The sequence below is a fragment of the Bacteroides sp. genome, assembly GCF_028690125.1.
In the GTDB taxonomy this organism is placed as follows: Bacteria; Bacteroidota; Bacteroidia; order Bacteroidales; family Bacteroidaceae; genus Bacteroides.
This window is the reverse complement of record NZ_JAQVBV010000001.1, coordinates 347,733-370,545: the sequence shown is the minus strand read 5'-3', so window position 1 is coordinate 370,545 and position 22,813 is coordinate 347,733. Positions and strand designations below refer to the sequence as shown.

The window sequence follows — 22,813 nt, the reverse complement described above, 5'->3', positions numbered from 1 at the left end:
CAGAGTTTGTATGATTCATCTACTTCTCTGTGACCTTTGTACTTCTAAGACAAAATCTAACATAAACAGTAATGAAAACAATCATTATCAAGGATAAGCAACGAATTGAATCTATTATTCTGCATTGCGATGCCTGTTTTGTGGGTATCACGGATTTGGAAGGAAACCCCTATGTGATTCCTATGAATTTCGGTTATGAAAATGGTATCATCTACCTACACTCCGGTCCGGAAGGGAGTAAAGTGAAAATGATAGAACACAATAATAATGTCTGCATTACTTTCAGCCTCGGACATAAACTTGTTTACCAGCACGAAAAAGTAGCTTGCAGTTACAGTATGCGCTCCGAGAGCGCAATGTGCCGCGGAAAAGTGAAGTTCATTGAAGATATGAGTGAGAAACGTCGTGCACTGAACATTATCATGAATCATTATACAGACAACGAATTTACATATTCCGATCCTGCCGTACAAAACGTAAAAGTATGGCAAGTGTCTATCGAGCAAATGACAGGAAAAGTTTTTGGTTTGCGGGCAGACGAGAAGCCATAAGAGGATTCCCATTTTTTTAATAGTTATATTTCAGCGATACATATCTCCCCCGTGATTGTTTCGCTGATTTTCTTTATGGAAATTCAAAGAACCTCCATGCCTATTCAGAACGACATCTTTATCGAAGTTATATAAGACTTTCAATGTTGTACTATAATACTTGTTGAAGTGTAGTACAACCTAAGTCAGGGGATTACAGTAACTAATAATGCAAAAGCAATGAAGACGAGGCACATTGAAGAAATATAATCTTTCAATGACCTGTTTTTATTATTTATCAATCACTGAGAGGGTATTCTTCGAAAGCATATAAAATAGTAGATAAATAACGTTCGCCTGTGTCGGGCAACAGCACAACAATCATTTTTCCTTCATTCTCCGGTCGTTTTGCCAACTCTGTAGCGGCATATACAGCAGCTCCTGAAGAAATTCCCACCAGAAGTCCTTCCTCTTTGGCCAATTGACGACTAGTACGAATGGCATCATCGTTCTGAACCCGGATAATTTCATCTACTATGGCAGGATTATACGTCTTGGGGACAAAACCTGCTCCAATTCCCTGTATCTTATGCGGACCGGGCTTCCCTCCTGACAATACAGGAGAATCAGTCGGTTCTACGGCAACAATCTTCACACTGGGATCACGCATCTTTAGTGCTTCACCTACCCCACTGACCGTTCCACCGGTCCCTACACCCGCCACAAAAATATCTACTTTTCCTTCCGTATCTCTCCATATCTCCAATCCGGTAGTTCGTAAGTGGACATTGGGATTGGCAGGATTCTCAAACTGCTGCAAAGTTACAGCTCCCGGAGTAGCAGCTTTCAGTTCTTCTGCTTTGGCAATTGCTCCTTTCATTCCATCGGCACCGGGAGTCAAAACCAATTCTGCTCCTAATGCTTTCAATAAATTCCTACGTTCTACACTCATCGTATCGGGCATTGTCAGGATGAGTTTATACCCTTTGGAAGCAGCAACAAAAGCCAATCCCACTCCGGTATTTCCACTCGTCGGCTCGATGATGATAGCTCCCGGATGAAGTACACCTTTTGCTTCAGCATCTTCAATCATTGCCAAAGCTATGCGGTCTTTCACACTTCCGGCAGGATTGAAATATTCAAGTTTCACCACTAAACGAGCTTTCAATCCTTTACTTTTATTATACTTCCCAAGTTCCAATAACGGAGTATTACCTACCAAATCCGTCAGCTTTTTTGCTATCTTTTCCATATATCTTTGTTTTTAAATTCTTATATTTTAATATATTACAAAGATACCACTGTTTTTGTTGGCAGTAAATACCACAGATGTGGTAATTCCATACCACATCTGTCTTATAAAACAAAGCAAGCAATTATCAGATTCCCTACTTACCAGATAGAATCTACGGTAAAGACTTCGAGGTTCTTAACTTCGATACGATTTCCCCAGAAATGGAGTCCTTCCTTATTATTCATATCCGGACGACGCTCCATAGAATAAGAATATAACCCGCCATCAATAAATACTTCAATCGAAGTGCGGTCAATATAAATATCGGCAGTCAGTTCCATGCTGGTAGGGTCTTGAGGAGAATAAAACCGACCGTTCAGCGTAGTCGAGTTCATATCATAGCCAATCATACGCTGTCCGAACAGGTTGAAACCTGCATCCGTGGCATGAGAAAGTTTAATAGTGGCTTTAATACGCAGACGGTCAGCATCATAAAACTCTTTCAGATTACGGTTCGCCTCATCCGAAGAAAGAGAGGTCCACGAACGTACAGGTTTAAATAATACTTCGGTTTCTTTTACCGGAGTGCTGACTAGCCGAATGCCGTCTTTCGTTGTACGCAAAGTCAGTTCAGTTGGCAACATCATCATTCCGTTGAAAGGCATATCCGGATGAGAGATTCTTCCCCAACCTAACTGAATACGTCTGCCGTCACTCGCAGGGATATTGGTAAAAGTCTGTGCCGCATAGATATTTCCTGTAGTATAGCAATATTTCCCGGATTCGGGAGTAAATGTTTTTCCGTCAAAAGAACCTAGCATATAAGTACCCGAAGCACCGTACATCACCCACTTTGTATGGTTCTTATCACCATCAACGGGCAGTTCAAACAATTCGGGACATTCCCAGAAACCGGTAACATGACTTTCGTATTTCCAGTCTTTGAGATTGGATGAAGTATAAATAGAGTGTCCGTCACGTTCATTCAACACCATTACCCAATGTTTAGAAGGAGCATACCAGAATACTTTCGGGTCACGTGTATCCTGCGAGTTCCATTTTGCTTTGGAATCAATCACAGGATTCTTGTCGTATTTAGTAAAGGTACGTCCCTTATCAAGACTATATGCTATTCCCTGTACCTGCTTCTCGGAACTGGCTCCCGTAAAAGCAGCTACCATCGCAGGAGTATTTCCTTTATTAAATCCGGCAGTATTTTCATAATCGATTACCGCAGAACCGGAGAACATTCCTCCCAGATGATCAGGATACAAGGCGTCAGCCAACTCTGTCCAATGCACCAGGTCTTTACTCACGGCGTGACCCCAATGCATATTCTCCCACTCTCTCTCATAAGGATTATGCTGGTAGAACAAGTGATATTCACCATCGTAATAAATCAGCCCGTTAGGATCATTGATCCATCCCCGACGGGTAGTGAAGTGAAATTGCGGACGGTTTTTCTCCTTATACATATCCTCCTGTCCTTCAACTTCGTCCGACTGGTATATCTTACTCAGTCCTTTCTCATTGCCTTCATAACTTATCTTTATCGTTTTGCCTTTATAAGCTGATACATCTTTAAATACCCAATATTCAGCTTCGTCCGGTGCTAAACGTATAACGACGGACAAATCCGGTTTGCCATTTACCTCAAACGTCATCTTTGCCCTGTCTACCTTATGAGATATAGGGAAATTCAGATATCTCTTTGTTATTTTGAAAGAGACTTCTCCCGCCATTACAACCAGCGGGAAAAATAAAAGAATGGAAAGAGTGAATACAATTTTGCTTAATGTTTTCATAGCAATGCACAATTATTTATTAGTTCATGAATTCGGAGGTAAATGTAGGCAATACGTCCTGTTTACAATATAACAAATGATACATATACTATAAAAACTATTACATAGCGCAAATATTACCTCCAAATGACCAGCTTTTTTCCTTACAGGAACTTATTTGCCGAACTTCTTCACATAATCGACAATCAGATAACAACCAGGACCGGCAACCTGTCCGTGGTCAAATCCCTGCATCTCGTATAACTTCACTCTCTTATTGCCAATATTCTTCAATACGGATGCCAGAAGTGCATTTTCTTCATATCTGTCTGCCATCTCAAGATCCTTATCTCCAGTGATCAAAACAATAGGAGCCGTATTTTTGCGTGCTTTATTCACCGGTGCATACTCGTCAATAATTGGAATTCCGTTTGGCAAGCCACGCTCTTTACGAATAGTAAAATGGGTAACTGTTTGTCCGCTCACGGGCAGATAAGCAGCTACACTATCGGCATCTGCACCATACTCGGTCATATACTTTTTATCCATCGCCAATATCAACGAAAGATAACCTCCGGCTGAATGACCGGAAACAAAAATTCGGTCTTTGCGTCCACCGTACTTCTCTATATTCTTAAAAGCCCAAGCTACGGAAGCAGCAGCATCCTCGATATAAGAGGGATTTTTGGCTTTCGGACTCAATCGGTAATTAACAGCTATCACTGCAAATCCCTGTTCCGTCAGTTCCTTAGGAAAGTATTTTCCACCTCCTTCAAGACCTCCTCCGTGAAACCATACAATGGTTGAAAAGTCTTTCTTATTTTCAGGATAATAGATGTCCAGTTTACAGCGTTCACGACGATAAGCATCTGTCTCGGAGCTTGGAATATATGAGATATCTTTATCCGTCCGATAAGTATTTTGTGCCTGAATCAGGCTGGCACAAAAGAGAAATAGTAGTAAAAAGCAATTCTTTTTCATCATTCTGTTCATTTTAATATTGTAGTGTTCTATTATTTATTGTCCTCCGGTTTTCAGTTAATGTTTCAACAATAGTTCTTGCCCAGACTTGCACTTTCTTTCTATCATAATAAGCCAGCAGAAAATCGTTTTTATGATGTTTTAGATACCTAGAAAGACCTTCAACTACTTTCTGATCTTTACTGGAATAGCCTATAAAGACATCATATTTCATAGCATTACAAACCTTATAATTTTCCAAAGATAAAGACATAAGATGTAATGGACAAGGAAAAAAACAATAATTAGTTTTTAAAGCCTATCTATACTGATTTGCTTTTATAAAAGCAGACTGTATAAATATAACAAATAGCTGATAACATCCACAATAAAAAGAATGATTATCCGGCCGTAACAAAAACATGAGAGAACCGATTTGATATTGAAATATAATCCATTACTTTTGCAAAGGAAAAAATCAGCTATTTACTTAAGCTATACATTTTATATGATAAAACGAATTCTATCTGTCTACGTATTGACGATAACTGCCATTGCATTGAATGCACAAACAAGTTACGAAATCGCCAACTCGGTGACTTTAAAGAATCTGGATTGTAAACTTACAAAAACGACCATCATCTTACCTGTTCCACAAAGTAATAACTACCAGGAGATTACTAACTTTGCACATTCCACCGGAGAAGTAATCGACATAAAAGGCTCTCATAACCAATATCTCAGAGATTTGAAAACATCAGATTTGCCTTCAAAAGGTGACAACTATTCTCTCACTGAGAACTTCAATATAACCTTGTATCCTATGTATATCGATATGAGCCAGTTCAAAACGATCTACCCATACGATACACAATCGGAAATATACAAAAGATACACCATTGATAAGGGTGAATATATAGACACCAACAATGCCCGAATCAAAGAAATATCCGATGCATTATGGAAGGAGTCGAAAGGAAATATAATAGATTATGCCCGTCTGTGCTACGAACATATAGGGGCTAACTACAGCTATTTGAATCCAAATACAGGTATTCACAAAATAGAAGCTACTTTATCAGCCGGTGGTGGAGATTGTGGCAATCTTGCTTCCATTTTCGTAAATTTATTAAGAGCAAAACAAATCCCAGCACGCCATATTGTAACTGTAAGACCCAATAACACTTTTCATGTTTGGGCCGATTTCTACCTAGAAAAATATGGATGGATTCCGGTGGATGCAAACATGAAGTTAGATCACCCGGAAGGCAACTTCTTCGGGTATTGTCGTGGTGACGGCATCGTTATGTCAGAGGATATTTGCCATCTAATAGAAATTGAATCCGGGCAAACTTTCAATACAACTATTTTGCAGAATTTCCTTTACTGGTACCGGAGTAGTACAGGAACAAATATAACAGCCATACATCATATTGAAGGAAAGCAGATACAGCAGCTATCTACGTCTCCGGCAATATCCAATGTCAAGAGTTCGAAAGCGACTCTAGGCTGGAATAAAGTGAAGGGAGCTACCGGTTATAAAATTAAGTTGTACGTAAAAGGAAACCATATTCCCATACAAACAAAAGTCTTAAAAGCCACTAAAACAACTATAATCTTAAAGGGCATAAAACCCGGAACTGAATACACAATCCAATGGATTCCCCTACGTCGGGTAGGAAATATAGAAACGCAAATGGATACCCACACCGTTCCTTTCAAAACAGTGTAGGTATGTAACAGAAGTTATTTTCAATTGTCAGAAATTTATTTCTGCTTTCCGGAGATTCATTTTTGTGCTTCAGCACATACATAGATCTTTTTGTTTGATACACTATCAAACATATCTTTTGTTTCTTCCAGAAGGTTTTTCAGATGGGCAGTTTCGCCATGCTTAGCCAGTTCTGCTTCATTTTTCCAGACTTCATAGATCAGGAATTCAGTGCTGTCTTGCGGAGATTGATAAACACCATAATCCACACATCCCGATTCCTGAATAGTTCCGGCTTTACATTTGGCAAATGCTTCTTTAAAAGCAGTTACATATTCAGGTTTTACTTTCCGGTGTAAATCCAGTACGACTTCCATCGAACTTTTATCATTACAACAAGATGTCGCGGTTTCCTGCTTAGGGGAGTTTGCACAACCTGCCAGTAGTACACAGGCTATACCTAGAAATAAGTTTTTCATATCAATTGTTATTAGTTCCGACGAAATTATTAAAAGTTTTTCTTTATTGCAGTAAAAACACCTAATTTTATACACATTTTTAGTATTTGTTTTTTAGAACATGAGTCATAAGAAGATTCTCCTAAAAATAAAACGATCAATATGATCTTCTTGAAAATAATTTGTATTACTTTTAGTGGAAAATTAGATTTCGGAAGTCTAATTAAGTATAACCATGATAAATGAATGTATGATAAGAAAACTACTATTTAGCCTTTTTATGTTCACAGGAGGAGTTATGTTTGCCAATCAAACAGAGCAAGTGACTCAAAAAGAGATAGCTCCGGGAGTCATCAAACTACAAACAGGAGAGATTGACCCTTTCACACCCTATGCACTGTTTGGTGGAAAACCTGCATTGGAGGCAATGAAGCAGCTACCCGTTGCGCAACTCCCTTTTAATTTGAATGAAATCCTGATAGAAGTAATAGATCGAGGATGCATAGTCGAAGTACCTCTGAGTGATGATGAACAAATCTATGGTTTCGGACTTCAGATAGAGACTTTTGGACAGCGCGGATTGCGGAAACGTCCGATAGTAAACGATAATCCTTTGAATGGACTTGGATATACTCATGCTCCACAAACGTTCTATGTATCAACCAAAGGATACGGTATTCTGGTTAATACTGCCCGATACACAACGTTCTTATGCGGTTCCAATCAGAAAAATCAGCAAAGTTTGCAGAACGTTGAAGGAAGAAAAAAAATTGCTACCACTACGGAAGATTTGTACAAAAACAGAAGCAATGGGAACAAGGTATGTATTGATATTCCCGGCGCAAAAGGCATTGAAGTATTTATCATTACAGGACCGGAATTATTGGACGTTGTCAAAAGATACAATCTTCTTTCCGGTGGCGGATGTCTTCCTCCTCTATGGGGACTGGGATTCAAATACCGCGTGAAAGGAGATGCCGTACAGGACTCTGTCATCCGTTTTGCCAACTATTTCCGCGAAAAACAAATCCCATGTGATGTATTAGGACTTGAACCGGGATGGCAAACTGCAACCTATTCTTGTTCATACCTCTGGAGTGAAGAACGTTTTCCTAAACATAAAGAGATGCTGGACCAACTCAAACAGAAAGGATACAAAGTCAATTTGTGGGAACACGCTTATGTCCACCCCTCTTCTCCGATTCGGAAAGCTATAGAACCTTATTCAGGGAACTTCTTAGTTTGGAACGGAGCTGTACCGGACTTTCTTAAACCGGAAGCATGCAAAATATTCAGTGATTATCACCGTACACTAGTGGAAGAAGGAATTTCCGGTTTTAAACTCGATGAATGTGATAATTCAAACATTGCATACGCCTCGGCCACTTGGTGCTTTCCTGATATGACACAATTTCCTTCCGGAATTGACGGCGAACAAATGCATCAGATTTTCGGCTCACTTTATGTCAATACAATGGATAGCATTTATCGTGAAAAAAATACTCGTGCTTATCAGGATTATCGTTCTTCCGGAATGTTTATGTCCCCGCGAAATGCAGTGCTTTACAGCGACACGTATGATCATAAAGAATATATTCAAGCCCTTTGCAATTCCGCATTTGGAGGATTATTATGGTGTCCGGAAGTGCGTGAAGCAAAGTCTGCCGAAGACTTCTTTCACCGTTTACAAACCGTGATTCTTTCTCCCCAAGCAATGGTTAATGCCTGGTATTTACAATATCCGCCATGGCTGCAATTCGACCGTGGGAAAAATGAGCGGGGCGAGTTTCTGCCCGAAGCACAGGAATACGAAACGTATGCACGCACGCTGATCAATTTGCGTATGCAACTTATTCCATATCTTTACCATGCATTTTATAATTATCATAAAGAAGGGATACCTCCTTTCCGGCCTTTACTGATGGATTATCCCAAAGATGAACATTTACGTACTATCAGTAGCCAGTATCTCATCGGAGAAGGTTTAATGGCAGCCCCTCTATATGAAAATAAGAAATCAAGAACTGTTTATTTCCCCGAAGGGATATGGTATAATTTCAATACTAACGAAAAGTATGAAGGAAACAAGGAATATGAGATAACTACGGAATTTGATCAATTACCGCTGTATGTACGTCAAGGCACATTATTACCTCTATGTGAACCAGTTCCTAATGTAGATGCTCAAACCGTATTCAACTTACACTGTAAAGTATATGGGGTTCCTACCGCTACTTGCGAACTTTTGGAAGATGACGGTATCAGTTACAACTTCAAGAAAGGAGAATACAACAACGTTACTCTGGAAGCAGCCAAAGGAAAAGTAAAACTTAAGAGAACGAAAGGATATAATCTCAAAAGATACCAGCTATCCGGTTATGAGTTTATCAACTGATGCGAAAATAAACCTAAGTATCTTAAACTGACAGCAACAAGGACTACTTCAATAAAAAAAAATTAAGCTAAGAGGACTAATAAATGCGATTTCCTTCTGCATTTATTAGTCCTTTATTTAGATTTGAATATTCAATTGAAAATCTGTATATCAAACTCTCAAGAGTAGCGTCCAGAGGCTTCCGAAAGGTCATTATTTAGTCATTTATAGAGTATTAATAGCTATCGTCTCAGCTATTAATACTCCACTTCTCAACTATTAATAGCCAACATCTGGACTATTAATAGTTGAGAAGTAGTAATTATACATCTGAAAATCAATTGCAAAAACAATATTCTTATTTCAATCTTTTTTAGAATACCGTTCCACGTGGAAACGTTAAGACTTTAATGAATACTGCACACATTAAAGTTCGCATTAAATAATTATCAATCATATGATCTGCTTAAGAATGCAATATATTTTTCATCTTAACAGCACATTATATAAAAGTTTTCACGTACGTTTGCAAGTATAAAAAGATTCTTACCAAACAATAAATACTCCATTATGAAACACTCAAAGCTCTATTGCATAGTTATCATCGGGATATTATTCGGATTATCATTTCCATCTTTCCTTTGTGCACAAAATATTATGGGCACTTGGCATGGGAAACTAGTTCTTCCTAATGGAGCATTAATCATTGTATTTCATATCAATCAAACAGAGCAAGGGGATTATATGGCTACTCTCGATAGCCCCGATCAGGGAGTCACTAACATAAAAACGGGTACAACCTCTTTTCAAGATTCTACATTGATTGTTGAAATACCTATCATCAGCGCTTCTTTTAAAGGAAAGCTAAATACTGACAATACAATTATTGGTACATTTACACAAGGATTACCCTTCCCATTAAATCTGCAAAAAGGAGAAATCTATCACCGCCCGCAAGAGCCTCGCCCTCCTTTCACATATCACACAGAAGAAGTCAGCATAAAGAATGAGCAGGATGGCATTACGCTAGCCGGTACATTAACCCTTCCCCAGAAAGGGAATCAATTTCCCGCAGTCATTTTAGTAACGGGAAGTGGCCCGCAAAATAGAGACGAAGAAGTGAAAGGACACAAACCTTTTCTTGTCATTGCCGACTATCTTACTCGAAACGGAATTGCGGTATTACGTTGTGACGACCGGGGAGTAGCTTCCTCAAAAGGTAACTTTGCAAATGCCACCAACGAAGATTTCGCTAAAGATGCAGAAGCTGCATTGAACTATCTGCGTAGTAGAAAAGAGATAGACACCCAGAAAATTGGAATTATTGGTCATAGCTGCGGAGGAACTGTTGCATTTATTACTGCGGCAAAAGATCCGTCAGTCGCATTTATTGTGTCATTGGCGGGAGCCGGAGTACGAGGAGACAGTATTATGCTGAAACAGTTAGAGTTAATTTATCAATCTACAGGTAAGCCGGATTCCGTCTGGCAGAAAAAAAAACCAATTTATCGTCACCAATACTCAACTGTTCTACAACAGACAGATAAAACAATTGAAGCACTTCAAAAAGAGTTGTATGCTGACGCAATACAAATACTATCTCCCGAAGAGCTCCAAAATTTAAATGTGATGCAACAACTGCCGGCACAACTGAGTGCAGCCACAAGTCCATGGTACCTCCACTTTATGAGATATGACCCAACGGAAGACCTGAATAAAATAAAATGTCCGGTACTTGCAATCAATGGAGATAAAGATGTTCAGGTAGATGGCGTCATGAACTTAAATGCCATTCAACAAGGAATTCAGAAGAATGGGAATAAAAATGTAACAGTGAAAATCTATCCGGGTCTGAATCACTTTTTTCAGACTTGTAGAATATGCAACCAACTTGAATATGGAGACTTAGAGGAAACAATCAGTCCGGAAGTTCTGAAAGATATAACGGAATGGATATTGGGAAAAACTACTTTCCACACATTCCCATAACCTTAGCTTGCTAACTTCGTCAAGATCTATCTACATAGAGTATTGCCCAAAGTTCTCATTGTTAGATTGATTTAAATCAAAATCTATTCTACCAAACTCACTCTGAAAGAATTTGTTTTAACTTTGCAGCGGATTAAAAAATCAAAGGTTTCCAGATTAGATTTTGTATGAAAAAGAGTCTTATTGCATTAGCATTCGGTACTTTAGGATTGGGTATTGCCGAGTTTGTTATGATGGGTATTTTACCCGATGTAGCAAAAGATCTGAATATCAGTATTCCAACAGCGGGACATTTCATTTCAGCCTATGCATTAGGCGTCTGTGTCGGTGCTCCGGTTCTGACGCTAGCTCGCAAATATTCATTAAAACATATATTATTAGCCTTGGTGGCACTTATTATGATAGGTAATATTTGTGCTTCAATGGCTCCTAACTATTGGGTATTGCTTATTGCCCGCTTTATTTCCGGACTTCCTCACGGAGCTTATTTTGGAGTAGGTTCTATAGTAGCCGAAAAGCTTGCTGATAAAGGAAAAGGGTCCGAAGCTGTCTCCATTATGATTGCCGGAATGACTATTGCCAATTTGTTTGGAGTGCCACTAGGAACTTCTTTAAGTACTATGCTTTCTTGGCGTGCCACCTTCTTGCTGGTAGGTGTCTGGGGAATTGTTATTCTTTATTATATCTGGCGTTGGGTTCCCCAAGTACAAGGATTAGCGGATACGGGCTTCAAGGGTCAATTCCGCTTTCTCAAAACTCCTGCCCCGTGGCTAATCCTGGGTGCTACCGCTTTAGGTAATGGTGGCGTATTTTGTTGGTATAGTTATATCAATCCAATGCTAACAAACGTATCCGGTTTTTCAGCGGAAAGTATTACTCCTTTAATGATTCTTGCCGGATTTGGAATGGTTATGGGAAATTTGATTAGCGGACGACTTTCGGACCGCTTCACTCCCGCAAAAGTTGGAACTGTTTCACAAGCACTTATCTGCGTAGTACTTCTACTTATCTTCTTCCTGTCTCCTTATAAATGGGCAGCCGCATTGTTAATGTTCCTTTGCACGGCAGGATTGTTTGCCGTATCCAGTCCGGAACAAATATTAATTATCCGCGTGGCAAAAGGAGGAGAAATGCTTGGAGCAGCTTGCGTACAAGTTGCCTTTAACCTGGGAAATGCAATTGGTGCTTATGTAGGCGGATTGGCAGTTAGCGGTGGATACCGTTATCCGGCACTGACAGGTGTTCCATTTGCTCTAATCGGATTCACTTTGTTCTTGATTTTTTATAAGAAATACCAAGCCAAATACTAAATAGATACACTTGTTTCACAACAACGTTTTATCGCTTGTATTTGATATACAGTTTTATAATCACTCATTCAAAATCAGTTTGTTACTTTCCTTATACTTTATAATTTATTTTCCTATTTATATAGCTCTTCATACAATTATATTATTTATCTTTAATGGGTTACTAAGATAATATTGGCAAAATCAACGTATCCGGATAATCTATTATAATGAACTCTATCTGATGTCTTTTTTTACTAAAAGTCCTATGGACAGGGCTTATTTTGTATATAATTAATTGATAATATTCATGAAAAAGCACTGTGGGAAATAAACAAACTACGGGAAATTTTAGTAAATGGAAACGGCAATAGTGCCGAACAATGGGAGACAACCTTCTAGTTTGATATCATTCAGGTGTAATTTCATCTTAGTTTTTCCAAATACAAATTGAAAAAACAGAGTATTGTGATATCGTGGCAGCTAGAGGAGTTAGTTGTTAAAATCAAAAAAAATGGGGAATTTGATTTCATTTATGAAGAAAGTAGCCGATGGGCTGCAAACAAGCGGTAATTATGGGACCGCTCATGTGTATAGGAGTAGTTTGAATGCACTTGTTGCATTTCATGGAAATGGTCATCTGCCATTTCGGAAAGTTAATCCTGAATTTATAAAGAGTTTTGAGATACATCTACGAGGGAAAGGATGTAGCTGGAATACTGTCTCAACTTATCTGCGAACTTTGAGAGCGGTTTACAATCGAGCAATAAGGTGTCGTATGGCAAACTATGTACCACATTTGTTCAAATACGTTTATACCGGGACACGTGCCGACCGGAAACGGGCCTTGGATAATGGTGAGATGGCACAGTTACTAGACAATTCGCCATCGGCCTCCACTATTCCTTCTTATCTGAAAAAGACGCACGCCTTGTTTGTATTAATGTTTATGCTAAGAGGATTGCCATTTGTTGATTTGGCTTATCTTAAAAAAAAGGATCTGGATGAAAACGTACTTACCTACCGTCGGCGTAAGACCGGACGTCAGCTAAGTGTAACATTGACACCGGAGGCAATGATACTAGTTAAGAGGTATATGAGCACTGACCCAAGCTCTCCTTATCTTTTTTCATTAATAACTTCCGGTGAAGGTACTGAAGCTGCCTATCGTGAATATCAGCTTGCACTTCGTAACTTCAATTATCAACTTACCTTACTTAAAGGCATCTTGGGGTTTACGTCCGATTTAAGTTCTTATACAGCCCGCCATACATGGGCTACAATGGCTTATTACAGCGAGGTGCATCCCGGCATTATCTCCGAAGCGATGGGACATTCGTCTATCATGGTGACGGAAACTTATCTAAAGCCTTTCAGGAATAAGAAAATTGATGAGGCAAACATTCAGGTGATTGATTTTGCAAAGCAATATTATAAGCATATAATTGCCTGAATTTTAAAACGTTACTCAATAGGTAACGGAAATAAAACACGCTGCAAATATGGACATATTTCTGAAAACAAGCAAACAAATAACATATTTTTTCTCATAAACTATTAAAAAAGAATAGCAAAATACACGAAACTACGAATTCTTAGCATTAACAGTCTATTAACCTTAAAACTCGGACAAAGAATTCTCTGCCCCTCACTTCTATACCTAAATGAGGGAAACAATCTTTTTATGCTTTTTGTCAGTAATCATCCATCAAAACGCCTTTAAGGATGTCACAAGAGAGTTTTGTCGTTACCTATTGAGTAACGGTAAAACTGCTACCAGAATTAGCAAATTGGAAGAATTTATTTTTTTTAATTTATAAATTAAACGTTTTTTTGATTATGAACAAAAAGTATTTAAGCGTTATCCTATTTGGAGCCTTATTGACGGTTTCTATGGGGACTTTTACGTCTTGTAAAGACTATGATGACGACATCGATAGTCTGGATCAACGGATCACTTCCGTTGAAAAAAGTTTGGAGGACCTTAAAGCTCGGATTAATGCGGGTGCCGTTATTACAAATGTAACACCTACTGCTAATGGAGTTACTGTAACACTAAGCGACAACAAAACATTTGAGTTGAAGAACGGTACGAACGGAACTAATGGAACCAATGGGACAAACGGAACCAACGGAACAAACGGTACAGTTGTTACTATCGGAGAAAATGGAAACTGGTTCTTTGGTGATAAAGACTCCGGTCTGCCTTCTCGTGGTTTACCTGGTGAAGCAGGCGACGATGGCGTTTCTGCACCTACCATTTATTATTATCCGGGCACTGATGGCGCAGAAGCTGGTTTTTGGGTAAAAATGACCAAAGCTGCTGACGGAAAAGAAACGAAAGAAGTAACTAAAATCCCTTGTGTTCCTGAAGGAGAAAAAGCTGTATCTGCTATTTGGGATACAGAGAATGGTTACCTTATTCTTAACAACGTAGATAAAAGTGAAGGCCCTGTTAAGATTAAATTGACAGATACTCTTCGTTCATTGGCTTTTGTACCAGAAACAATTGACACTAAGTTAGGTATGGGAGTTATTGACTTCTATTCTCTTATGGTATATAATAACACAAGTAAGAAAGATGAATTCCTAGTATCAAATAATCCTCTTGTTACTTATCGTTTGAATCCGCAAAACGCAGATGTGAAAAACGTAGAATGGTCTTTCATTGATCGTGTTGTAGAAACTCGCGTAGCCGGCGACAACAAATCTTTGCTTAAGATTATGAGTGCTAAAAAAGGCGAAGAGGGTGGTATGATTTTCCAATTGCAATCAACAAAGACTCTGGATTATCTAAAAGCAAACCAAGAAGCTATTTTTGCTCTGAAAGCAACTAATAAAGAAGATGCTACCGAAATTGTATCAGACTATGCAGTAGTTAAGGCTTCTGAACTAAAACAATATGGTATTGCTAAGATCAAAGACGGAAAGGCAACCACTACGCCAGTATCTTACTATCCCACTACAGCTCCTGACCTTAGTGTAACAGCTGACGCAGAATTTGTCTATACAGGTGAATTAAATCTGAGTAAAATTACAGAAGCATGGGCTAAAGAAATTGAAAAATCTCTGGCTTCTATCGGTGTAGAAAAAATTACTTATGAGTATGCTAAACCGGAAAAATATCTGGGAAGTGATGGAAAGACTAATCAACAACAGTTTGTAACAGCTCCTGATAAAAATGGTGTTGTTGTAGTTGATAAAGCATGGTTAGCTCAAGGTACTGCTTCTGTTGGTCGTACTCCAATCTTTACTGTTACAGCAAAAGTTAATGGTACTATCGTAGCAAGTGGTTATGTTAAAGCAGAAATAACAGCTGTTGAATCTGTAGAAAAAGGTGATTTACCTGTTGCTGTAGCATTAGGAGATATTGAATATTCATCTATCGCCACTCCTAATAATAAATATGAATTATCATGGGACAGAGCCAATGCTGAAATCTATGACATATTGGGCATGACTAAGGAAACATTCCAACAAAACTACAAAGCAACCACCGTTGCTCAGGAAACAGGTGTAACTGCTACTGGTTGGACTAGTATTGTAGATGGTTCTACTACTGAAACTGCTATGGCATGGATTGAAATGACTCCTAATGTATTACTTGGCAAAGGTGAAGCTAAAGTTACATATCCTGCTAAAAATAACAAGCTGCATAAGAATGTAGTTATCACATTTACTTACAACGTAGTTCATACAAAAGCATTCCCGGAACTGAATCCTGACTACCTGATTGGTACTAACATTGTTCAGGTTAAGGGTAAGATGGTAGGCAACTCATGGAAACTTGTAAGTGAAATGAAAGAACAGTTCAAGAATTACATGAGCGGTTATCAATTGCCGGGCAACCACACTAAACTTTACTTCCGCTTGAAAGGTACAAATCAGACTGGTGCTTCAATTACCGGTACAGATTATAAGAACCAGGAAATTAAGTTGACTACTCCGTTTGCTAAGAATGAAACTTCTCGCGACTACAATATTGAAATGGTAGCTAACTTATCAAATGGTAAAGAATGCGTTAAAGAATATGTAGTTCGTTTCGTTCGTCCGTTCAATGCTACAGTTGATGCTATGACTCTGAAGACTTATATGGCTAACCATGACTCTAAAGATCTTGCTAAGCTGGTAGTTATTAAAGACAGAGATGGCAAGACAGTTTATGAAAAGGGTGCTTATACTGCATATGGAAAAGAAACTTATAAACTTGACCAAGCTAATATCGCCTTTGGTTATGGTTTGAAAGTAGATGCTTCTTTCGGTGATAAGCTGACAATCGCCGACTCTACAATTGATTGGTACAACGGTGGTAATGATTTGCAGCAAAATAAATCTGCTAAATCTGTAGTAACAATTACTATCCCCGAAATATCAACAATTGAAGCTGAAGGTAATATTACTGTTTTGTCTACAGAAAATAGTAAGAACTAACACTAAATCGGCATAAATGCCGGTTTATGATAAAAAATGAAGGGTATCAGTAAAAACAATACCCTTCCAAATTAAAACTTCAAAGAGTATAAGTCTGTTCTTGTGAAAGCCCAGACTTTATAACTTACTCTTTACCGAGGATACTCTTGTTCCCCACGAGTATCCTCTTTCTTTATATCATACCACCAACTGCTTAATCTCAGCCCATACCCGGAATCATTATAAATATATAATTAACATGGTAGTATACTGTATTACAAAATATGATATTCTACTGCATTAATTCAGAAATCATACCAAGATTCTTTACCGGTTCAAAAGTTGTTTTCTAATAAACAAACTTATTTTGTTCAACAGAATTGGGGTAAATTCGGTTAGTAAGCATTATCTTTGTGCACTTATACAAGTGAATAAGAATAATAGATCTCAACCAAACAAATAATTGGTTGATTATAAATAATAGATTTAGATATTATGGCATTGCAATGTGGTATTGTCGGACTACCGAACGTGGGTAAATCGACTCTTTTCAACTGTTTGTCGAATGCAAAAGCGCAAGCGGCAAATTTCCCTTTTTGTACAATCGAACCGAATGTAGGCGTAATCACTGTTCCCGATGAGCGTTTGAATGCATTGGCAGAACTGGTTCATCCTCAACGTATTGTTCCTACTACCGTAGAAATCGTGGATATTGCCGGACTGGTGAAAGGTGCCAGCAAAGGAGAAGGTCTGGGAAATAAATTCCTCGCTAATATTCGTGAAACAGATGCTATCATCCATGTACTCCGTTGCTTTGACGACGATAATGTAACTCATGTAGACGGAAGTATAAACCCGATCCGTGACAAAGAAATTATCGACTACGAACTTCAATTAAAGGACTTGGAAACGATTGAAAGTCGTATTCAGAAAGTACAAAAGCAGGCACAGACTGGTGGTGACAAAGCTGCCAAACAGGCTTACGATGTCCTTATTCAATACAAAAATGCTCTTGAGCAAGGCAAGTCTGCCCGTACTGTAACTTTCGAAACTAAAGATGAACAGAAGATTGCACATGAGCTGTTTCTACTAACCAGCAAACCTGTGATGTACGTTTGTAACGTAGACGAAGCCAGTGCAGTGAATGGTAACAAATATGTAGACATGGTACGCGAAGCAGTGAAAAATGAGAATGCTGAAATTCTGATTGTAGCTGCCAAGACAGAGGCTGATATCGCCGAACTTGAGACGTATGAAGACCGCCAGCTGTTCCTTGCCGAAGTAGGACTGGAAGAATCGGGTGTGGCACGTCTTATCAAATCGGCCTATAAGCTACTGAATCTCGAGACTTACTTTACAGCCGGAGTACAGGAAGTACGTGCCTGGACTTACGAAAAAGGCTGGAAGGCTCCACTATGTGCGGGAGTGATTCATACAGACTTCGAGAAAGGATTTATCCGTGCGGAAGTAATCAAATACGAAGACTTTATCAACTACGGTTCGGAAGCTGCTGTGAAAGAAGCGGGCAAGCTGGGCGTAGAAGGAAAGGAATATGTTGTGCAGGATGGAGATATCATGCATTTCCGTTTTAATGTTTAATAACTTAAAATGAGGACGCACCGAAAGTCGAAACTATCTTTTAAATACGGATAACGCAGATAACGCGGATTTTCAATTTTAAGATCTGTTTCAGAGAGTCCAAGCTGATGGGTTATCTGACTTTTGATATACTCTCATTTTTTATTCTTCATTTATTATGAAATATCTCATTGCAGGAACCGGAGGCGTCGGAGGCAGTATTGCCGGATTTATCTCGCTTGCCGGAAAAGATGTTACTTGTATAGCCCGTGGTGCTCATCTACAATCTATACAAACAAATGGTCTAAAACTAAATTCAGACCTAAAGGGGAAACATACACTTACAATTCCGGCAACTACTGCAGAAGAATTCAACGGAAAAGTGGATGTAATCTTTGTCTGTGTCAAAGGTTATTCTGTCGATTCTATTACAGAACTTATCAAAAGAGCCTCTCACAAACAAACCGTGGTCATACCTATTCTGAACGTCTATGGTACAGGACCACGAATCCAACACTTGGTTCCGGATGTAACGGTACTTGACGGTTGCATCTACATTGTCGGATTTGTTTCCGGTACGGGAGAAATCACTCAAATGGGGAAAATATTCCGTTTGGTTTATGGAGCCCATAAAGGGGCCAAAATTGCTCCGGGCATTTTAGAAGCTATACAAAAAGACCTTCAGGAGAGTGGAATCAAAGCAGAGATTTCTCCGGATATCAATCGAGATACATTCATTAAATGGTCGTTTATCTCGGCAATGGCACTAACTGGAGCTTATTTTGACGTACCTATGGGAGAAGTGCAGAAACCGGGAAAAGTAAGAGATACTTTCATCGGACTTTCCGGAGAAAGTGCAGAATTAGGTCGTAAGTTAGGAATTGAGTTTCCCGAAGACCCCATAAGCTATAACTTGAAAGTCATTGATAAACTTGATCCCGAAAGTACAGCTTCCATGCAAAAGGACTTGGCAAAGGGACATGAGTCAGAAATACAAGGCTTATTATTCGATATGATTGCAACAGCGGAAGAGCAAGGAGTGGATATCCCCACTTACCGGATGGTTGCCCAGAAATTCACTAAACACTAATTGTAAAACCGTAAACCATTATCCAATATGAATAACATCCTACTATCTATCAACTGGAACCCGAATCCCGAACTACTCCATCTGGGAGGAATCTCTATCCGTTACTACGGAATATTATGGGCCATAGGAATTTTCTTAGCTTACTTTATTGTCCGTTACCAATACCGGGATAAAAAGATAGACGAGAAAAAATTTGAGCCTCTTTTCTTTTATTGTTTCTTTGGTATTCTGATTGGCGCACGCTTGGGACATTGCTTGTTTTATGACCCGGGACAGTATCTGACAAGTGGAAAAGGTTTCATAGAAATGCTACTGCCTATTAAGTTTATACCCGGTGGATGGAAGTTCACAGGCTATGAAGGACTTGCCAGTCATGGAGGAACACTTGGTTTAATGATCGCCTTATGGATGTATTGCCGCAAAATGAAAATGCACTACATGGATGTAGTAGACATGATTGCCGTTGCTACTCCGATTACAGCTTGCTTTATCCGCCTAGCAAACCTGATGAACTCTGAAATCATCGGCAAGCCGACAGATCTGCCTTGGGCATTCGTCTTCGAACGGATTGATATGCTACCCCGCCATCCGGGACAACTCTACGAGGCCATTGCATATCTCATTCTGTTCTTTATCATGATTTTCCTTTATAAAAACTATAGCAAAAAGTTACATCGGGGCTTCTTCTTCGGGCTTTGCCTGACTTATATCTTCACTTTCCGTTTCTTTATCGAATTTGTGAAAGAAAATCAAGAAAAGTTTGAAGATAACATGATGTTCAATATGGGACAATGGTTAAGCGTTCCCTTTATTATTATAGGACTTTATTTTATGTTCTTCTATCAGAAAAAGAACTAAAACACACTGATTGATAAAGATACTAAATACTTAGATACGGATTACGTGGATTTCAGAACCATGTAATCCGTATCTAAAAACACAAAATACTCATAGTTCTTCATCATATCCCTTACCTAAAACCTTTAAATGACATGAAAACAAAAAGACTTCACCAACTACTATTATTAATGCTCTGTACCTTGATATGGACCAGTTGCAACGATAATGAGAATTTACCCGACTCTCCAAGAAACGGTGATAAAACGAAAGATACCTACATAGCCTATTCTGTGCAGTAGACGGTTCCTATCTTTCAGACAAAGAAGGAGACCGCTTTTTAATGAGATCAGACAATTGCCTCACCTGATTATTCAACTATTTATCCATAAAAACACATGAGAACGACTCTCTTACAAAAATCCATGTTATTGGTCAGTTCGCTTTTTGTATCAATCTCCGGATTATATGCACAACAGGGAATCAACCAACACATTCCTACTAGTCCACAACAAATAGTAGACAGTGGGATCTACTGGCCAAACGGACAAGCGTTGCCTCATTTCGCCACTCCTGCATCACAACTGGATGGATTTGATCTTAGACAAGCCAAACTTCCGGTAGAAGAAAAAACAATGTTACTGTCACTGCAAGGAGTGGTAAACAAAAAACAGCCGCGTATTTTCCTGTTCGAACACTTCAGTGAAGGTAAATACAAATGGCCGAAGATACTCAATCTGTCTATTCATGAATTTGAAACTACCGAATGCTTGAAACTGGTAGACAAATATAAAAACGAATTGAAAGGAGTCATTTTATACGATCGGACGAAAAGTGATCATTATCTGAATCTGGCTTCTACCGTAGCCGGACTGGAAAATGCGATTCCTGTAACAACCCAACTATATGACCGGTTGAAGGAGCAAGGTATTCAGTTGCCCATTATAGCAGATTTCACAAAACTGCCTTACACCAAAGCAACTGAGATTTATGAATATATGTTTCAGAATTACCGGAATAAATGCACTCATCGTCTATTAGTTAGTTTACCGCCTCAACGGGGATTTGTACGCGACCTGGCCATCGCTTCAGGAGCTGCAATCGTCTGGCTGGACCCACGCGAATGGCAAGAAAATACCGTACTACGCAAGTTCCTGAAAACAATGAAACCGGGTGAAAGCATTATCACGGGCTGGTATGCCGAAGAACGTTCGGGAATAGGACTGGCGACAGAATACGGACTCTCTACCATTCCATCTGATTTTTATGAGAATGCTACTGTATATGCAGGAATGCAGCAACAGATTCAATATCCGGAAGTTCCCAAGATGCCGGAACTGGAGAATAAGATTTATCTGGCTATCTACTTAAGTGATGGCGATAACGTACAGTATTGCCAACACGCCATGTCCGAACTATGGGACAAAGCAGGAAGAGGCAGTATCCCCATCAACTGGACTATCAGCCCGGGATTGGTAGACTTCGGTCCCGGACTTCTTAACCATTATTACAAAACAGCTACGCCGAATGATTTCTTTGCATCAGGTCCCTCCGGGATGGGTTATTCGCTGATCTATGATGCACACAACTACTTATGGAATGCCACTTCGGGAGCCGACTTTACTCCTTACGCAAAGCTGACACAACAATATCTGGAAAAAAGCGGATTACGTGTCATCACCATCTGGGATGAAGTAAACCAGGAACAGATGAGTGCATACGCCCAAAACTGTCGTTACCTGTATGGTCTTACGCAACAAGACTGGGAACGTCGTCCTTACAAAGTACCGGCCTACATCCAGAACCATCAATTGGCATTTGTGCCTAACCTTCCCTGTTACGCAAGCGGAGTCGATGTTATCTACTCTTTCTGGAAAGATCAGATAGCCAAATTTGACGGTTCCAAACCAATCTTTCTTTCAGCTCAAGGCGAATCCTGGAAGATGGGACCTGATAACATCGTCGCTTTGAAAAAACAATTGGAAGAGTTATCACCGGGAAATATTGTAATCTGCCGCGGCGATCACTTTTTCAACCTCTATAATCAGGCAAATAATCTGCCTTTCAATCTGACTCTTTCTCCCAAGATGAAAATCACGTCCAGCAGTACTACTACAAATGTGAAGACTGCAGCTGATGGAACCCACGGTGAAGGACATATCTGGATTTCCAAAGAGAAAGGGAATGAAGCATGGATACAATTTGACTTTAAAGAGCAGTATTTAATCAGCCGTTATGTAGTGCGTCATGCAGAAAATGCCGGGATGCCAAAACAACTGAATACAAGTTCTTTTACGATGGAAGTTAGCCAGGACGGTAAAAAATGGACATACGTGGATACTCAGAAGAATAATACTGCGTCTGTGACAGATGTTGATATTACTCCGGCGAAAGGAAGATACGTTCGTCTGCAAATACAAGATGCCGGTGAAGATGGGACTGCTCGTATAGGAGACATAGAGATATACGGAAGAATCTCCGGAAGCTAGCAACAAATAGATATAAATAACGATTTATTCAATCAGAAAGATATCATATCATCCGTTAGTTTAACGGATGATATTTACAA

Annotated in this window: 16 protein-coding genes; 12 read left to right on the top strand and 4 right to left on the bottom strand. The window is 39.2% G+C overall.

The genetic code is table 11. The features are described 5' to 3' along the window. Window positions 1–71: 71 nt before the first annotated feature. Entirely contained in the window at window positions 72–551 is a 480-nt protein-coding gene (locus PHO71_RS01445) for a pyridoxamine 5'-phosphate oxidase family protein (RefSeq protein WP_300197813.1), read from the top strand. Window positions 552–828: 277 nt separating this feature from the next. Here PHO71_RS01445 and cysK read toward each other — a convergent pair whose 3' ends face one another. From cysK to PHO71_RS01430, 3 genes are all read right to left on the bottom strand, one after another. Then, window positions 829–1,782: a cysteine synthase A gene (gene cysK, locus PHO71_RS01440; protein ID WP_300197810.1), complete on the bottom strand. Its 954-nt coding sequence runs from the start codon at window positions 1,780–1,782 to the stop codon at window positions 829–831. A 140-nt stretch (window positions 1,783–1,922) separates the two neighbouring features. Continuing rightward, window positions 1,923–3,569, bottom strand: coding sequence for a glycoside hydrolase family 32 protein (locus PHO71_RS01435; RefSeq protein ID WP_300197807.1), 1,647 nt, complete (start codon window positions 3,567–3,569; stop codon window positions 1,923–1,925). A 153-nt stretch (window positions 3,570–3,722) separates the two neighbouring features. Then, window positions 3,723–4,529 (bottom strand): alpha/beta hydrolase, encoded by an 807-nt coding sequence (locus tag PHO71_RS01430; protein WP_300197967.1) that lies wholly within the window; start codon window positions 4,527–4,529, stop codon window positions 3,723–3,725. Between the two features lie 487 nt (window positions 4,530–5,016). Between PHO71_RS01430 and PHO71_RS01425 the strand changes: the two genes are divergently transcribed. Continuing rightward, entirely contained in the window at window positions 5,017–6,240 is a 1,224-nt protein-coding gene (locus PHO71_RS01425; RefSeq protein WP_300197803.1) for a transglutaminase domain-containing protein, read from the top strand. A gap of 56 nt (window positions 6,241–6,296) precedes the next feature. On the opposite strand, the gene PHO71_RS01420 is transcribed toward PHO71_RS01425, so the two are convergent. After that, window positions 6,297–6,698, bottom strand: a complete 402-nt coding sequence (locus tag PHO71_RS01420; RefSeq protein WP_300197801.1) for a putative quinol monooxygenase — start codon at window positions 6,696–6,698, stop codon at window positions 6,297–6,299. Between the two features lie 229 nt (window positions 6,699–6,927). On the opposite strand from PHO71_RS01420, the gene PHO71_RS01415 reads away from it, so the two are divergent. The 10 genes from PHO71_RS01415 to PHO71_RS01370 all read left to right on the top strand — a co-directional run bounded on the left by PHO71_RS01415 (window position 6,928) and on the right by PHO71_RS01370 (window position 22,733). Continuing rightward, on the top strand, window positions 6,928–9,072 hold the full coding sequence (locus PHO71_RS01415) for a TIM-barrel domain-containing protein (RefSeq protein ID WP_300197798.1): 2,145 nt from the start codon (window positions 6,928–6,930) through the stop codon (window positions 9,070–9,072). Window positions 9,073–9,621: 549 nt separating this feature from the next. Beyond that, complete coding sequence (locus PHO71_RS01410; protein ID WP_300197795.1) at window positions 9,622–11,040, top strand: alpha/beta fold hydrolase; 1,419 nt, start codon at window positions 9,622–9,624, stop codon at window positions 11,038–11,040. Between the two features lie 167 nt (window positions 11,041–11,207). Next, window positions 11,208–12,350, top strand: a complete 1,143-nt coding sequence (gene araJ / locus PHO71_RS01405; protein ID WP_300197792.1) for an MFS transporter AraJ — start codon at window positions 11,208–11,210, stop codon at window positions 12,348–12,350. A 493-nt stretch (window positions 12,351–12,843) separates the two neighbouring features. Continuing rightward, window positions 12,844–13,782: a site-specific integrase gene (locus tag PHO71_RS01400; RefSeq protein ID WP_300197789.1), complete on the top strand. Its 939-nt coding sequence runs from the start codon at window positions 12,844–12,846 to the stop codon at window positions 13,780–13,782. A 386-nt stretch (window positions 13,783–14,168) separates the two neighbouring features. Then, window positions 14,169–16,760, top strand: a complete 2,592-nt coding sequence (locus PHO71_RS01395; RefSeq protein ID WP_300197786.1) for a PL29 family lyase N-terminal domain-containing protein — start codon at window positions 14,169–14,171, stop codon at window positions 16,758–16,760. Between the two features lie 474 nt (window positions 16,761–17,234). Beyond that, on the top strand, window positions 17,235–18,338 hold the full coding sequence (gene ychF, locus PHO71_RS01390) for a redox-regulated ATPase YchF (protein WP_300197784.1): 1,104 nt from the start codon (window positions 17,235–17,237) through the stop codon (window positions 18,336–18,338). Between the two features lie 157 nt (window positions 18,339–18,495). Beyond that, on the top strand, window positions 18,496–19,407 hold the full coding sequence (locus PHO71_RS01385) for a ketopantoate reductase family protein (RefSeq protein ID WP_300197781.1): 912 nt from the start codon (window positions 18,496–18,498) through the stop codon (window positions 19,405–19,407). A gap of 27 nt (window positions 19,408–19,434) precedes the next feature. After that, a complete protein-coding gene (lgt, locus tag PHO71_RS01380) occupies window positions 19,435–20,265 on the top strand; it encodes a prolipoprotein diacylglyceryl transferase (RefSeq protein WP_300197779.1) in 831 nt (276 codons plus the stop codon). Window positions 20,266–20,399: 134 nt separating this feature from the next. Further along, the gene (locus tag PHO71_RS01375) at window positions 20,400–20,546 is read left to right on the top strand and encodes a hypothetical protein (protein ID WP_300197776.1); all 147 of its coding nucleotides are present in this window, start codon (window positions 20,400–20,402) and stop codon (window positions 20,544–20,546) included. 96 nt (window positions 20,547–20,642) lie between these two features. Then, window positions 20,643–22,733 (top strand): discoidin domain-containing protein, encoded by a 2,091-nt coding sequence (locus PHO71_RS01370; RefSeq protein ID WP_300197773.1) that lies wholly within the window; start codon window positions 20,643–20,645, stop codon window positions 22,731–22,733. The last annotated feature ends 80 nt before the right edge of the window (window positions 22,734–22,813 follow it).

Bases quoted from the DNA above. Each gene is read 5' to 3' on its own strand.
- cysK (WP_300197810.1), bottom strand. From the start codon at position 1,782: ATGGAAAAGATAGCAAAAAAGCTGACGGATTTGGTAGGTAATACTCCG.
- PHO71_RS01395 (WP_300197786.1), top strand. From the start codon at position 14,169: ATGAACAAAAAGTATTTAAGCGTTATCCTATTTGGAGCCTTATTGACG.
- araJ (WP_300197792.1), top strand. From the start codon at position 11,208: ATGAAAAAGAGTCTTATTGCATTAGCATTCGGTACTTTAGGATTGGGT.
- PHO71_RS01425 (WP_300197803.1), top strand. From the start codon at position 5,017: ATGATAAAACGAATTCTATCTGTCTACGTATTGACGATAACTGCCATT.
- PHO71_RS01420 (WP_300197801.1), bottom strand. From the start codon at position 6,698: ATGAAAAACTTATTTCTAGGTATAGCCTGTGTACTACTGGCAGGTTGT.
- PHO71_RS01385 (WP_300197781.1), top strand. From the start codon at position 18,496: ATGAAATATCTCATTGCAGGAACCGGAGGCGTCGGAGGCAGTATTGCC.
- PHO71_RS01430 (WP_300197967.1), bottom strand. From the start codon at position 4,529: ATGAAAAAGAATTGCTTTTTACTACTATTTCTCTTTTGTGCCAGCCTG.
- PHO71_RS01410 (WP_300197795.1), top strand. From the start codon at position 9,622: ATGAAACACTCAAAGCTCTATTGCATAGTTATCATCGGGATATTATTC.
- PHO71_RS01400 (WP_300197789.1), top strand. From the start codon at position 12,844: ATGGGGAATTTGATTTCATTTATGAAGAAAGTAGCCGATGGGCTGCAA.
- PHO71_RS01445 (WP_300197813.1), top strand. From the start codon at position 72: ATGAAAACAATCATTATCAAGGATAAGCAACGAATTGAATCTATTATT.
- lgt (WP_300197779.1), top strand. From the start codon at position 19,435: ATGAATAACATCCTACTATCTATCAACTGGAACCCGAATCCCGAACTA.
- PHO71_RS01415 (WP_300197798.1), top strand. From the start codon at position 6,928: ATGATAAGAAAACTACTATTTAGCCTTTTTATGTTCACAGGAGGAGTT.
- ychF (WP_300197784.1), top strand. From the start codon at position 17,235: ATGGCATTGCAATGTGGTATTGTCGGACTACCGAACGTGGGTAAATCG.
- PHO71_RS01375 (WP_300197776.1), top strand. From the start codon at position 20,400: ATGAAAACAAAAAGACTTCACCAACTACTATTATTAATGCTCTGTACC.
- PHO71_RS01435 (WP_300197807.1), bottom strand. From the start codon at position 3,569: ATGAAAACATTAAGCAAAATTGTATTCACTCTTTCCATTCTTTTATTT.
- PHO71_RS01370 (WP_300197773.1), top strand. From the start codon at position 20,643: ATGAGAACGACTCTCTTACAAAAATCCATGTTATTGGTCAGTTCGCTT.